16 protein-coding genes are annotated in these 14529 nt (G+C 38.7%); all 16 read right to left on the reverse strand.

Going from position 1 to position 14529, the window contains the following annotated elements:
- Position 1 precedes the first annotated feature (1 nt).
- A complete protein-coding gene (locus tag ACIQLB_RS14350; RefSeq protein WP_400726839.1) occupies positions 2-469 on the reverse strand; it encodes an 8-oxo-dGTP diphosphatase in 468 nt (155 codons plus the stop codon).
- 434 nt (positions 470-903) lie between these two features.
- Positions 904-1848 carry a thioredoxin-disulfide reductase gene (gene trxB / locus ACIQLB_RS14355; RefSeq protein WP_400726842.1) on the reverse strand — a complete coding sequence of 315 codons (945 nt, stop codon included), beginning with the start codon at positions 1846-1848 and terminating at the stop codon, positions 904-906.
- 100 nt (positions 1849-1948) lie between these two features.
- Complete coding sequence (locus ACIQLB_RS14360) at positions 1949-3472, reverse strand: tetratricopeptide repeat protein (RefSeq protein WP_400726845.1); 1524 nt, start codon at positions 3470-3472, stop codon at positions 1949-1951.
- Positions 3473-3562: 90 nt separating this feature from the next.
- The gene (gene hisIE / locus ACIQLB_RS14365; RefSeq protein WP_400726848.1) at positions 3563-4180 is read right to left on the reverse strand and encodes a bifunctional phosphoribosyl-AMP cyclohydrolase/phosphoribosyl-ATP diphosphatase HisIE; all 618 of its coding nucleotides are present in this window, start codon (positions 4178-4180) and stop codon (positions 3563-3565) included.
- The gene (hisF, locus tag ACIQLB_RS14370) at positions 4177-4938 is read right to left on the reverse strand and encodes an imidazole glycerol phosphate synthase subunit HisF (protein ID WP_400726851.1); all 762 of its coding nucleotides are present in this window, start codon (positions 4936-4938) and stop codon (positions 4177-4179) included. Before hisF ends, hisIE begins: the two co-directional genes overlap by 4 nt.
- Positions 4932-5564, reverse strand: a complete 633-nt coding sequence (gene hisH, locus ACIQLB_RS14375) for an imidazole glycerol phosphate synthase subunit HisH (RefSeq protein WP_400726854.1) — start codon at positions 5562-5564, stop codon at positions 4932-4934. The genes hisF and hisH overlap by 7 nt, the downstream gene beginning before the upstream one ends.
- Entirely contained in the window at positions 5561-6160 is a 600-nt protein-coding gene (gene hisB, locus ACIQLB_RS14380; protein ID WP_053485806.1) for an imidazoleglycerol-phosphate dehydratase HisB, read from the reverse strand. Before hisB ends, hisH begins: the two co-directional genes overlap by 4 nt.
- A 4-nt stretch (positions 6161-6164) precedes the next feature.
- The gene (gene hisD, locus ACIQLB_RS14385; protein ID WP_400726857.1) at positions 6165-7439 is read right to left on the reverse strand and encodes a histidinol dehydrogenase; all 1275 of its coding nucleotides are present in this window, start codon (positions 7437-7439) and stop codon (positions 6165-6167) included.
- Between the two features lie 54 nt (positions 7440-7493).
- Positions 7494-8117: an ATP phosphoribosyltransferase gene (hisG, locus tag ACIQLB_RS14390; RefSeq protein WP_400726860.1), complete on the reverse strand. Its 624-nt coding sequence runs from the start codon at positions 8115-8117 to the stop codon at positions 7494-7496.
- Positions 8110-9282 carry an ATP phosphoribosyltransferase regulatory subunit gene (locus ACIQLB_RS14395; protein WP_400726863.1) on the reverse strand — a complete coding sequence of 391 codons (1173 nt, stop codon included), beginning with the start codon at positions 9280-9282 and terminating at the stop codon, positions 8110-8112. Before ACIQLB_RS14395 ends, hisG begins: the two co-directional genes overlap by 8 nt.
- Before the next feature lie 501 nt (positions 9283-9783).
- Complete coding sequence (locus ACIQLB_RS14400) at positions 9784-10326, reverse strand: acyltransferase (RefSeq protein WP_053593396.1); 543 nt, start codon at positions 10324-10326, stop codon at positions 9784-9786.
- Positions 10327-10330: 4 nt separating this feature from the next.
- Positions 10331-10972 carry a pyrophosphatase PpaX gene (gene ppaX / locus ACIQLB_RS14405; RefSeq protein ID WP_400726866.1) on the reverse strand — a complete coding sequence of 214 codons (642 nt, stop codon included), beginning with the start codon at positions 10970-10972 and terminating at the stop codon, positions 10331-10333.
- Positions 10973-10984: 12 nt separating this feature from the next.
- Entirely contained in the window at positions 10985-11806 is an 822-nt protein-coding gene (gene lgt, locus ACIQLB_RS14410; RefSeq protein WP_400726869.1) for a prolipoprotein diacylglyceryl transferase, read from the reverse strand.
- Between the two features lie 59 nt (positions 11807-11865).
- Positions 11866-12801: an HPr(Ser) kinase/phosphatase gene (gene hprK, locus ACIQLB_RS14415; RefSeq protein WP_400726872.1), complete on the reverse strand. Its 936-nt coding sequence runs from the start codon at positions 12799-12801 to the stop codon at positions 11866-11868.
- A gap of 200 nt (positions 12802-13001) precedes the next feature.
- Positions 13002-13322, reverse strand: coding sequence for a cytochrome c551 (gene cccB, locus ACIQLB_RS14420; RefSeq protein WP_400726875.1), 321 nt, complete (start codon positions 13320-13322; stop codon positions 13002-13004).
- Between the two features lie 52 nt (positions 13323-13374).
- Positions 13375-14223 (reverse strand): YitT family protein, encoded by an 849-nt coding sequence (locus ACIQLB_RS14425; RefSeq protein WP_400726877.1) that lies wholly within the window; start codon positions 14221-14223, stop codon positions 13375-13377.
- Positions 14224-14529: the final 306 nt, after the last annotated feature.

Genomic DNA, 14529 nt, shown 5'->3' on the forward strand with positions numbered 1-14529 from the left:
TTTATTGTTCGATTGATATTTGTATTTTCTCATGAAGTAATTCAAAATCAGTTGTGTATTCGAATGTACCGTACTGAATGCCTGATTGCGAGATAGCAAATTGTAAGTTTGTTCGATCACCTTCAGCCATTGGCAAATGTTTCAAATCCTCTACTGGGTGCCATGCAAGTTTGCCTTCTCTAGTTTCTTTAAACGGTACTCCTTCTATATCCTTTGCAACAAATGTATAAAGCATCCATTCGTCCACTACCTCATTATTTTCTTTAATAATCATCGTATAAACACCCTTTAAATGAGCATTTATTGGTGTGACATTTGTTTCTTCTTGAAACTCACGTACAGCAGCCTCATAAATCGACTCACCGCTCTCCATTTTACCGCCAGGAGCTACGTACCAGCCACGTCTTGGCTTCTGAAGTAATAATACTTGACCGTCTTTTACGGCTATTAAATTTGCAATTCTTTGCATAGGCACACCTCTAATCTCTTTTGCATTCTACCTTTTATTATAGCAAGACCAAACAAGGTTTGTCCTCATTTCTAAACTTTAGGCGCATTGCAATTTTAACTTCATCGATCATCTAGGAAACATGCTTTTTTAACCTCTACTCAAACATATGAAACTCTGCCATAAAAAATCAAAATTTCTGTTCACAAAAAATAGGTTGCTCCACCTTATTTGGTGGAAACAACCTACTCAACAAAATAAAAGGGGGATTGCTAATTACAATTTATATATTACACCTTTTATATGTCATTCAAGTTACAACTATATTAAGACCGTATTAAAATTGTATTTTTTTCCTTAAAACAATAAATCTTGGGCATACTTGACTGCACATCACACTGAGATTAGACTCCCTTTGCACATGTACTTTCAAAACCGGCTTACTTTTTTAATCTTTAAGCATTAATTTTTTCTAATAATTCTTCCACATAGTGCTGTACTGCTTGTGCTGCAATACTTCCGTCGCCTGTCGCTGTAACGATTTGACGAAGTGATTTTTCACGTACATCCCCAGCTGCGAAGATTCCTGGTACTGTTGTTTCCATAGTATCATTTGTCAAAATATAACCAGCATCATTTAAAATACCTAGTGGCTCAAATGGTTTTGTTAACGGAAGCATACCAATGTATACAAATACGCCATCAGTAGCAAAATCAGATTCTGTACCGTCTATAGTTGATTGTAATGTTACACTTCCAACTTTACCATTAGCCTCATTAATTTCTTTGACTGTTGCATTCCAAATGAAATCAATTTTTTCGTTAGCAAAGGCACGATCTTGGAGAATTTTTTGTGCACGTAATTTATCACGACGGTGCACAATTGTTACTTTATCAGCAAAGCGAGTTAAATAAACGCCTTCTTCAACAGCAGAATCCCCGCCACCTACGACAACAAGGTTTTTTTGCTTGAAGAATGCACCATCACATACTGCACAATAGCTGACACCACGGCCTCCAAGTTCTTTTTCGCCAGGCACGCCCATTTTTTTATACTCTGCACCTGTAGAAATAATGATTGCTCGTGTTTTATATTCTTTAGTACCTGATTTTATTGTTTTATATTCCTCACTATCAATAATTTCAGTTACATCGCCATACGCATATTCTGCACCAAATTTCTTAGCATGATCGAACATTTTTGTAGACAGCTCAGGCCCTAAAATTGTATCAAATCCTGGATAGTTTTCTACTTCTTCTGTACTTGCCATTTGTCCGCCAGGGATCCCACGTTCAATCATTAAAGTTGAAAGGTTGGCACGTGATGTATAAACAGCTGCAGTCATACCAGCCGGACCTGCACCAATTATTACAACATCATAAATTTTTTCTTCTGACATAAATACTTCCCCCTAAACAGATTTTTTACTTTTTTATAATAACTTTAGTATGTTCATCGTATGTGAAAGTAAAAAGTTATTCAACTATGTTGCTCACGGTCTAATTATGAGTGTCTGGTAAAAACTTTAAAATTTCTTCAATATACTTCGATAAAGTAGACACTGATACTCCGTATTGCTGAGCTATCTCCTTTTTTGTAACCTTGAGCATTCGGGAAGAACGGAATAAATAATCATTTGCTCCTGCAATAGCCGCTGGATTTGTAAAACGATAATTGTTCATCAATGCTTGCTCACAAAGCACAAACCACATTTGGAACATTGGTGCAATTAATGTCGTAAGCTTTCCATACTGTTCTAGTAATATTTCTGGCACACTTACTGCTCGTATAAAGCTTGCCTCTACTTTGTTTTTCATATCAAATTGATGTCCTAGTGCATAAGCTAGGAATAGCTTTTCATACGCATTGAATTGTTCAACGTCTACCCATTTGGGATGTGCGATAATTTCCTGTTTATGCGCTGTACAACTTAGTAAAAATAAACCAAATATGCGTTCACTTGTATAATCGCTCTCCAGCTTATCTACAATATAATCACGGTCATGTTCTAATGCATCAAGTGAATACGTGTTTTCTTCTTGACGCCAAGGTTCAAAGCCTTCTTTATCGGGATCTAGCTCAAGTAGCTGCTCCCATGTACTCTTTGAAATTTCTTCATGTCCTGAAAAATAAGCTGCATGTGATAACCAAAAGTAAAAACCAGCATCGCCTACATAGCCTCTTTTTTGCATGCTACGCAACCATTTAAATGCTACATCATATTGTCCAACGAGCGCTAATGTTGCACCCAGCTTGTAGCGATGTTCCCATAAGTATGGCTGGATTTTCACAAGTACTTCTAAAAGATCCTTTAAATCTTCTTCATTTTTTTCATAGTATGCGATAACCGTTAAATTACATAGTGCATGTAAATTCCCCTTATTTTCACGTAATACAGTGTTTAGAAGAGCCTTCGCCTGTTCTGCTTCACCAACATAAAAATAGGCAAGGGCTAAGTTGTTATAAGCTGACCAAAAATCTGGTGTATCTTCAATTAAGTCTTCTAGCATTTTAATAGCTTCAGGGAAATCTCCCTTTTCCATACAACGTCTTGCTTGTTCCTGGCGATATAAATCTTCAGCAGAACCTTCAAGCTCCTCAAAATCATCCTGCTCAAAATCAACAAACTCTAATATCTCAGCAGCTTCATCTGCATAGGCACCCTCTGGCTCTATTTGTAAATATTGCTCTGCAAAGCGTTTAGCATCATGTATGATGCCGATACATCCTGATACCTCTGCCATGTAAAAAATAATTTCTGGATTGTCTTTATCTATCTGATAGGCACGACGAAGAAGATCATACGCTTCCTCGAAACGTTGACCCTCTAACTCTATTATCGCTAATTGCAATAAAATCATTGGATCATCAGGGCTTAAATCAACTGCTCGCTGTAAATATTTATAGGCTTTATTCATTTGTCCGCTATTCATTGCTTGTATTGATTTTTTATAATAATAGTCGCCTGTTGGAATGAACGACACTATATTCGTTTGATTCTCTTTTTGACGTTTCTTTTCCAAAATATTTCCTCCGAAACAAGAAATAAGGAACGTATCACACGTTCCTTTACACAGTAACTTATATTATACCATACAATAAGCAATATGCCGTCATTTCTCCTCGTGACGTTTTTCTAACACCTGTAAGACGTCATAAACACTAACTTTTTGTTCTTGTAGTAACACTAGTAGATGATAAATTAAATCGGCAGCTTCCCATTTTACTTCTTCTGCATCGCGATTTTTTGCACCTATGACAACCTCAGTTGCTTCTTCTCCAACTTTTTTACAAATTTTATCGATTCCTTTATCGAATAAATATGTAGTATACGCCCCTTCTGGCATTTTTTGTTCACGCTTTTCAATGACATTTACAAGTTTCGAAATAATCTCAACAGACCCGACCTTGGCATTTTGCTGAATGATTTCCGTGAAACAAGAAGTTGTTCCATTATGACAAGCCGGGCCAGTAGGAATTACTTCCACAACTAATGCGTCACCGTCACAGTCAGCCTTGATAGACACGACTTTTTGTGTATGACCACTTGTTGCCCCTTTGTGCCAGAGCTCTTGACGTGAACGTGAGAAAAACCATGTTTCTCCCGATTCAAGTGTTTTCTCTAGTGATTCTTTATTCATATACGCTACCGTTAGTACTTCTTTTGTATTAGCATCTTGTACAACTGCAGTGACAAGACCTTTTTCATCAAATTTAATGCTGTCTATCATCTTACTGTCACTCCTTTTTCACGTAAGTATTCTTTTACTTGTGCTACGCTCGTTTCTTTGTAATGGAAGATGGATGCGGCAAGTGCTGCATCTGCATCGACATCTTCAGCTAATACCTCGTAAAAGTGTTCGGCATTCCCTGCACCGCCACTTGCAATAACAGGAACTATCACAGCCTCTCTCACAGCTTTTGTTAATGCTAAATCAAAACCGGATTTCTCACCGTCCTGATTCATACTCGTTAATAAAATTTCACCGGCACCTAAGCGAACCGCTTCCTTTGCCCACTCAGTTGCCTGCCATGTCGTTTTGTTTCGGCCTCCATGCGTATAAACCATCCATGTGGCATCTTCCTCACTAAAGCGGGCATCAATAGCTACAACAATACATTGTGCGCCAAAGAAGTCAGAACCTTCTTTAATGAGCTCCGGTCGCTCTATAGCAGAAGTATTCACTGATACTTTATCGGCACCTGCTCGTAAAATACGTTTCATATCATCTAATGTACGAATTCCACCACCTACTGTGAACGGAATGGCTAATGTAGCTGCAGTTTGCCGGACGACATCAACCATTGTTTCACGTCCTTCATGTGATGCCGAGATATCTAGAAACACAAGCTCATCTGCCCCTTGCTCATCATAAAACTTGGCAAGCTCTACTGGGTCACCCGCATCACGTAATGATACAAACTGTACACCTTTTACAACACGCCCCTCTTTCACATCGAGACATGGAATAATGCGCTTTGTTAACATGATGCCACCCCCTTTAACCATTGCTCTAATAAATGCACACCAAGTTCACCTGACTTTTCGGGGTGGAACTGCATGCCCGTAACAGAGCCATTTGCCACAATGCCAGGAACCTTAATACCATGATAATCGGCATAAGCAACAAGCTCCGTTTCTTCGATATCAGTTGCATAAAATGAGTGCACAAAATAAACATGCTTTGCCGATACTTCACCCTTTAACCATGAAGGACGTTTTGTCACTACGAGCTCATTCCATCCCATATGCGGCACTCGATACTTCTGCCCAGCATTGTCACCACTAAACCGTTTAATGCTTCCTTTAAAAAAGCCTAGCCCCTTCGTTGGGGACACTTCTTCACTTTGCTCAAATAATAATTGCATTCCTAAGCAAATTCCGAGAAGTGGTCGATTTTCAGCTTTCACCTTGTGTAAATATCGATCTAAATTCGTTTCAGCTAAACGTTTGATAGCATCTGGAAATGCCCCAACACCAGGAAGCAGTAGTGCATCTGTTGCATCTAGCACTTTTTCGTTAGCCGTGACAATAACCTCACAGCCAAGTCGTTTTAATGCCTGTTCAACACTAAATAAATTCCCCATGCCATAATCAATAACACCTATTTTCACGTTAACAGCCCCTTAGTCGATGGTACACCTTTAACACGTGGATCAATTTCCACTGCTGCGTCAATGGCACGTGCTAACGCTTTAAAAATAGCTTCAATAATATGATGTGTATTATGGCCATAAGGTACGATGACATGGACATTCATCCGAGCTTCAAGAGCAAACTTCCACAAAAATTCATGTACTAATTCAGTATCGAAGCTACCGACCTTTTCCTTCAACTGTGGCACTCGATATTCTAAGTGCGGACGATTCGAGCAATCCACAACGACCTGTGCAAGCGCATCATCCATTGGCACAAATGCTGTGCCGTAACGCTTTATTCCTTTTTTATCACCGAGCGCTTCACGAATAGCTTGGCCTAATACAATTCCGAGGTCTTCTGTTGTATGATGATCGTCTATATATGTATCACCGTTCGCTTGTATCGTCCCATCAAAAAGCCCATGTTTGATAAATAGGTCAAGCATGTGATCCATAAAGCCAACACCCGTTTTAATATCTGCCTTCCCTTCACCATCTAAATCGATGGCTACCGAAATTTGAGTTTCATTTGTCGTACGTTCAACTTTTGCATATCGTTTTTTTTCAGTCATTGTACTACTCCTTTTCCCATCCACGCGATTCGACTGCACGTGCATGGCCCTCTAAGCCTTCCATACGTGCTAGACGTGCAATTTTCGGTGCATTTTCTGCCCAAGTTTTTTCACTATAAAAGACGACGCTCGATTTTTTCACAAAATCATCAACGTTTAAGCCACTTGCAAAGCGTGCAGTGCTATTTGTCGGCAGCACATGATTTGTCCCTGCAAAGTAATCACCAACTGGTTCAGAGCTATAACGACCGATGAAAATACCACCTGCATGTCGTACTTGCTCAGCTACAGCCTCAGCATTTTTTGTGACAATTTCTAAATGCTCAGGTGCTAGCGAATTAATGGCATCTATAGCATCTGCCATCGTGTCAGCCACATAAATGGCACCAAAGTTTTCTATAGATGCACGTGCTACTTCTTCACGCGGTAAAGTCATTAATTGCTTCTCCACTTCATCAGCTACTTTTTTAGCCAATTGCTCAGAAGTCGTTACTAAAATGGCACAAGCCAATTTATCATGCTCAGCCTGTGATAGAAGATCAGCCGCGATTTCATCAGCAAAAGCTGTGTCGTCTGCTAACACGGCAATTTCACTTGGACCTGCAATCATATCAATCGCTACCTCACCAAATACTTCACGTTTTGCTAATGCTACAAAAATATTTCCTGGACCTGTAATTTTATCGACTGGAGAAATTGTCTCTGTGCCATATGCAAGAGCTGCAATCGCCTGAGCTCCACCGATTTTATATATTTCTTCTACTCCTAAAATATGGGCTGCAGCTAGTACGCCTGGAGGTAATTTTCCATCACGACCTGCTGGAGATGTAATAACGATGCGTTTAACACCAGCAACTTGTGCAGGAATAACGTTCATCAAGACTGACGATGGGTATGCTGCTGTACCGCCAGGAACATAAAGACCTACTGCATCAAGCGCAGTAATTCGTTGCCCAAGCCATGAGCCATCATTTAGTTCTAAACGATAACCTGAACGCTTTTGCTGTTCGTGATAAAAGCGAATATTTTGGGCAGCCTCTATTAAGTCAGCATAAAGCTGTTGATCAATCGAATTTACACTCTCTTCTATTTCTTCCTTCGTTACGCGTAAATGATCAGGGGCAAAGCCATCCCATTTTTCTGTATAAACACGTATGGCTGCGTCACCTTGTGCACGAACATCTGCTATTACTTGACGCACAACCTTTAACTGTTCTTCATTTCCACCTTCAAGTGGTCGCTTTAAGGAAATACCTTTTTCTAGCTTTGTTATTTTCATAGGATTAATCTCCTTTAAATCTAGGAATGAGCCTCTTCCAGACAGTAGACATTTTTATTTAACGCATTTTTTCAAACGTTTCACAAGATCGATAATACGATCGTTCTTCATGCGATAGCTTACTGGGTTGGCAATTAATCGTGATGATACGTCTGTAATAAATTCATACTCCACTAAGCCATTTTCTTTCAACGTCCGGCCCGTTGAAACAATATCGACAATTCGATCTGCTAAGCCAATCATGGGTGCCAATTCAATCGATCCATTTAGCTCAATAATTTCAACCTGCTCTCCAATGCCCTTATAATATTTCATTGCAATATTAGGATATTTTGTCGCTATTCTTGGTGCAATTTCATTCATCGTCGTATTAGGTAAGCCTGCTGAAGCGATATAACAAGTACTTATTTTTAAATCCAGTAATTCATGTACTTCTCGTTGCTGTTCTAACAAAACATCTTTACCTGCAATACCAATATCCGCTACTCCATGCTCAACATAAACAGGAACATCCATTGGTTTTGCTAATATAAAGCGAATTTTCTCTTCTGGAATTTCAAGCATTAATTTACGGGACATTTCGACTTCTTCTGGTAAATTAAAGCCAGCTTCTAAAAGCATCTGATATGCCTCGTCAAAAATGCGTCCCTTTGGCATAGCAATCGTTAATTCATTCACCGTCAACGTCCTCCTGTCCCACCACAACTATTTCTGTAAAGTGTGCTAAAAAAGCTGTTTCATCGACAAGGCTACTCCTTAACTGTAAGGTAACCTGTTTACCAGCTGCTCGTAGCGTCTGTACCTTTGCAATAGCCGCTTCAAATTGTTCTTCCTCAAATAGCACGACTGTAGCTTCTTGTCGTTCATCAGATTGCGCATCAATTGTTTCTAATAGGCGGTCAACACGAATACTAAATCCTGTAGCACCTACTTTTGAGCCAAATACCTCCAGCAATCCGTCATAACGTCCCCCATTGCCTAATGGAAAACCACTGCCGGTTGCAAACACTTCAAATAACATGCCTGTGTAATAGCTCATGTGACTAGAAAGTGTAAAATCAAAGGCTACATAATTCGCTAAGTCTGCCATTTCAAGTAGCTTAGCGAGCTGTTGCATATATTCTAATGCGTCATTTTTCCGCACGTATTTTTCAATTTCTTGAATTTCTTTTAAATTCATAGCTTCTTCAATGAATTGCAATAATGCATCGGATTTCGCTTTAGGTAAATTAAATGATTCTACTGCTTCCTCAAACCCTACATAATTGCGTTGCACAAGTAGTACCCGAAGTATAGTTTGTTGTTCAATGCTTTCTGTATAATCTTGTAAAATGCAATTTAATATACCTGCATGGCCGATCGTCACTTTAAATTTCGCTAATCCAAATTGCTTTAATAACTCCATTGCCGTAACAATAACCTCAGCATCCGCATATACAGAATTGTCTCCAATTAACTCAATTCCCATCTGATCAAATTCTGCCGGGCGCCCACCTTCCGCTTCCTGTGCGCGAAAGACACTAGCAAAATAAGCAAGGCGTAAGGGAATCATCTCTTTTAATAATTTTGATGTTGCTACACGTGCAATCGGTGTTGTCATATCAGGTCGTAGTACTAACGTGTTGCCTTGGCTATCTACTAATTTAAATAAATGCGCATCGGCTATTGCTGATGCTTTACCGACTGTATCAAAATACTCTACTGCAGGCGTTTTAATAAATTCATAGCCTCTTCTACATAAAAAGTCTCGCCCTGTATTTCTTACAGCCTCTACCTTTTCAAATATTTGCGGAAATGTATCGCGCATTCCAAGTGGTTTCTCAAACATTTTAATCGACGACATTTTGACACTTCCTTACGTTTCACTTTAACTCACTAGAGTATTAGAGAATTAGATTATGAAAGAATTCTAACTTATTTCTTCTTTTCCGTCAATGCAACTCCACTAAATTATCGAATAATTTCAATACTGATTATTCTGTTAATTATACTCGAAAATAGATAAATTGAAACTTTATTCAGCAGAGCAAGCTTATCTCTCCTTAAAATTTGTAACCCTTTAGACAAAAAACTGTGTGAATCTTTTTTTGCTCTTTGGAAGGTGGATGTCGATAAAATTCAGAAGTTGGGTGATAAAACGTGAAAGTTAGTCGATAAAATTCAAAAGTTGGGCGATAATTCCTGAAAGTGTTCCGATAAAACTAAAAAGTTGGGTGACATTTTGTTAAACGTATATCATGTGACCCCCTCGTTTTGCCGGAGAGGCATACTTTAATTTCATTGTTACAATTGTTTTCAACAAAAAAACACTGTGCATAGCAAAGCATGCACAGTGTAGGTATCATTATTTTTTAGGCGTGCACCATTCTACTACTTCATTGCGTTTGCGCTCCGCCATTTGTTCAGCTGTATAAATAATTTGCATAGGATTACCACCTGCTAGACAGCCAGCTGGCACATCTTTATGGACAAGGGTTGCAGCTGACACAATCGCACCGTCACCTATCGTAACACCTGGTAGTATCGTTGAATTGGCACCAACCATCACTTCGTTACCAATATGAACATCTCCCAGACGATATTCCTCTATTAAATATTCGTGCGCCAAAATAGTCGTACTAAAGCCTATAACCGTATTGTCACCGATGTGAATACGTTCCGGAAACATCGTATCTGGCATAACCATTAAAGCTAAGGAAGTTTGTTCACCAATCTCCATTTTTAATAAAGTTCGATACAACCAGTTTTTCACACGTAAAAATGGTGTGAAGCGTCCAATTTGAATGACAACGAAACACTTCATCACCTTCCAAAAGGACACCGTATCATAAATATTCCAAAGCGAGTTTGCTCCTTCGACACGGTAGCGTTCTGTTTTACGTGCCATTTACTTACCCCACTTTCACAATTTCAAATAAATCCGTCATATGATGCAACATATATTCCGGTTTGAATTGCTGTAAGTATTCCTCACCTTTAAAAGCCCATGCGACACCGGCTGCTCTAACTCCAGCGTTGTGTCCTGCCTCAATATCGTGAGAATTGTCACCAATCATAATCGCGTCTTCCTTGTTTACACCAAGGCGTTCAAGCGCAAGCAAAACTGGCTCTGGATCAGGCTTTACATTTTTCACATCATCCGTGCCAATACGGATATCAAATAAATGACTTGCACCTAGTACAGATAGACCACGGTCAATCATCCCATTACGCTTTGTAGAGACAATCGCTAATTTGATACCCATATCCTTTAATTGCTCTAAAGTTGATACAACATCAGGATATTGAGTGACAAGTTCATCGTGATGTAATTCATTGTATTCACGATATTTTGCAACCATTGCATCCTCTTCACCAGGAGCAATGTCAGTAAATGTCTGTTTTAAGGACGGCCCAAGGAATTTCAGGCAATCTTTTGGCGAATATTGCCCGGGAAATCGTTCGTTTAAAACATGCATAAATGTTTGAATGATTAAATCATTTGTATTGAGTAATGTACCATCAAAATCAAATAATAATGCCTTTACAGCCATGCTTTGCACCCCTTATTTATTATCTAAATACTTTACTGCGGGTTTTACTTTTATACGTCGGTAAATAATCGCACCTAGACCAACTACAATACCTATGATCGAAACAACCTGAGCTGAGCGTAAATCCCCTACTAAATATAGGCTATCTGTACGCATGCCTTCTATATAGAAGCGACCGATTGAATACCAAATTAAATAGCCGAAGAATATTTCACCACGGTTTAAATTTACTTTGCGTAAAACTAATAAAATAATTAGCCCAATAAAGTTCCAGACGGATTCATATAAAAAAGTAGGATGTACATATGTCCCTAATTCTTCGACATACATCTGATTAATAATCCAATCCGGCAGCATTAGATGTTCTAAAAATCCACGTGATACTGGACCACCATAAGCTTCCTGGTTCATAAAATTGCCCCATCGGCCAATTATTTGTCCAATTAAAATACTCGGTGCCGCAATATCCGCTACTCGTAAAAAGCTAATATTTCTTCTACGAGTGAATATGTAAGCTGTCAAAAATGCACCAATAAGAGCACCGTGAATAGCGATACCACCATTCCAAATTTCGATAATCTTCCCAGGGTTTTCACTATAATAATCCCAGCGCATCGTAACATAGTAAATACGTGCACATATTATGGATATAGGAACAGCCCATAGTAATAAATCCGCAAGAAAATCCTCGGGTAAGCCTCTCTTAACAGCCTCTCTTTGTCCTACAAGATAAGCTAAAATAATACCCGATACGATTAGTAACCCATACCAACGAACAGGGATAGGTCCTAAATGGAAAGCAATCGGATTAATTTGTAATAATAGTAAGTCCATCTTATGCTCCTCTCAAAATCAATTCATTGCATTTGCAAATGAATCCTAATTAAAAACGATTAGTCGTCCAACTCATCTGTCGATGAGATTACCTCATCTAATCGTCTAGAAAACTCCTCGGCTGCATTAACACCCATCTTTTTCAAACGATAATTCATTGCTGCTACTTCAATAATAACAGACACGTTACGTCCAGGTCTTACAGGAATCGTTAACTTTGTTAATTCCGTATCAATGATTTTCATTTTCTCTTCCTCTAAACCTAGACGATCATATACTTTTTCTGGATCCCATATTTCTAATTCGATGACTAATGTGATACGTTTGTACGGTCGTACCGCACTTGCTCCAAAGAGTGTCATAATATCGATAATACCAATGCCTCGAATTTCGAGTAAATGTTCTAAAAGAGGAGGTGGACTCCCAATTAAAAAATTCTCTGATTCCTGACGGATCTCCACACAATCATCAGCCACTAAACGGTGCCCCTTCTTGACAAGCTCAAGTGCTGTTTCACTTTTCCCTACACCACTTTTTCCGATAATTAGCACACCGATGCCGTATACATCAACTAAAACTCCATGAGCAGCAGTCATTGGTGCTAAGCGACCTTCTAAATAGTTTGTTAGCCTACTCGAAAATTTCGTTGTTGTCATATGTGTTTTAAATACAGGTACATGTTTTTCATTGGACGCTTGAATAAGTTCCTTAGGTACCTCTAAATCACGAGAAGTAATAATAGCTGGTGTATCCTGCGAACATAGAAGACGCATGCGCTCCAGTTTCACATCTGCAGGCAGCATTTCAAAAAAAGAAAGTTCTGTTTTTCCTAGCAATTGTACTCGATTTGCAGGATAATGCGTAAAATACCCCGCCATCTCGAGCCCTGGTCTTGAAATATCACTAGTAACAATCGTTCTTCCTATTCCTTCCTCACCAGCTAATAGTTCTAACTTAAATTTCTCCATAACGTCTCTTGTTAATACTACGACCAATGTTTAGTAGCCTCCATTCAAAGGAATTGAATATGTTTTGTCCTGCGTTAACTAGCAATCAGCATAATGATTGCAGTTTCACCTTATTTTAGCATGTCTATGTATAAAAGAAATGTATTTACACTCTGTCTGCCCTGACTAAAAATTCTACAAAACATAAAAAACTAGCGGTTCTCCAGCCCGCTAGTTTCATTATCGCTTTATTTTTGAGTAGCTAACCATTTGGCAACTGCTTCTGCATCTGCACCTTTGACAATACCAGGAGGCATTGAACCTTTACCATTTTCAATAACATTTAAAATTTCTTTTTCTGTTAAACGTGAGCCTACATCGCTAATTTTTGGTGCATTTCCTTGGCCTTGTAGCTCGCCGCCATGGCAAGTAATACAAGATTTCATAGCAATTGTTTCGCCATTTGGAGCAGCAGTTTTTGTACCTTCAGTTGAAGTTGTTTTACCTCCGCCACAAGCAGCTAAGAAGATTGCTGAACCAATCGCTAATGTTAACATTGCCTTTTTCATTAGGGCCCCTCCTCAAAGTAAATAAGTATCTTTCCCCGACATTATACCAAAATTATGCACGTTTGAAACCTTCTCCTAACACCTCATAAGCATTAGAAACGATAACAAACGCTGATGGGTCAACGCTTTTAATGAGTTGTTTCAGCTTTGTGAACTCTGTTTGGTAAACAACAACCATCAGTACTGGTCGTGCTTCCTCTGTATAGCCACCTATAGCAGGCAACTTTGTTACTCCTCGATTGATCTTGGCATAAATGGCATCACGTACTTCATCTTGTTTCATCGTAATAATGTAAACCATTTTAGACTGACTAAAGCCGAGTTGAATAATATCAATCGTTTTTGTAGTGACATAAAGACCAATCAGGGCATACAAACCTTTCTCCAAGTCAAAAACAATTGCTGCACTAATTGCGATAATCCCATCAATTAAAAGTACGCTTGTACCCAGCGATATTCCAGTATACTTTGTAATTATTTGCGCCAGTAAATCAGTGCCACCAGTAGAAGCATTCCCCTTAAAGACAAGTCCTATTCCTAAACCGACAACAATTCCCCCAAAAAGCGCACCGAGTAAAGGATTATCTGTCCAAGGCCCCCAACTGTTCGTTAGTAATACAATAAACGGTAATGTTATTGTTCCAATAAACGATTTGATTCCAAATTTTTTCCCAAGAAATAATACACCTGCTATAAATAATGGAATATTGAATGCATATTGTACAAAACCAGGATTCCAACCAAATAAACCGTATAAAATAGTACTAATCCCGCTTACTCCGCCAGAAGCTACTTGATTTGGTAGTAAAAATACATTGAAGCCAGTAGCAATAATTGCAGCTCCAACTATAACGTACACATACTCCAAAACGCTTCCCCTTACATCATGAATTTGATTCATTTCCCCCACGCCCACTTCAACTATCAGAATTTTTTAAAGACGAGATGATTATAGCAAATAGTTTTCGCATTGAGAACTTCGTCTTGATGAAGGGAATATGTATTTTTATGATTTGGTTCATCACCATAACGTAGGGTTGATTTCCATTCCGACTATATAAATGGCAAGCTTATTAGTTAAAAAAATATAAAAAATAAGCTACCTTAAAAAGAATTTTAAGATAACTTATTTTTTACTTTTCACTAAAGTATATACTTAACTGCAAATTCCACTACAGGACCTTTTTTTACAAGAACAGATTTTCGA

Source organism: Lysinibacillus sp. NPDC092081 (assembly GCF_044755845.1).
In the GTDB taxonomy this organism is placed as follows: Bacteria; Bacillota; Bacilli; order Bacillales_A; family Planococcaceae; genus Lysinibacillus.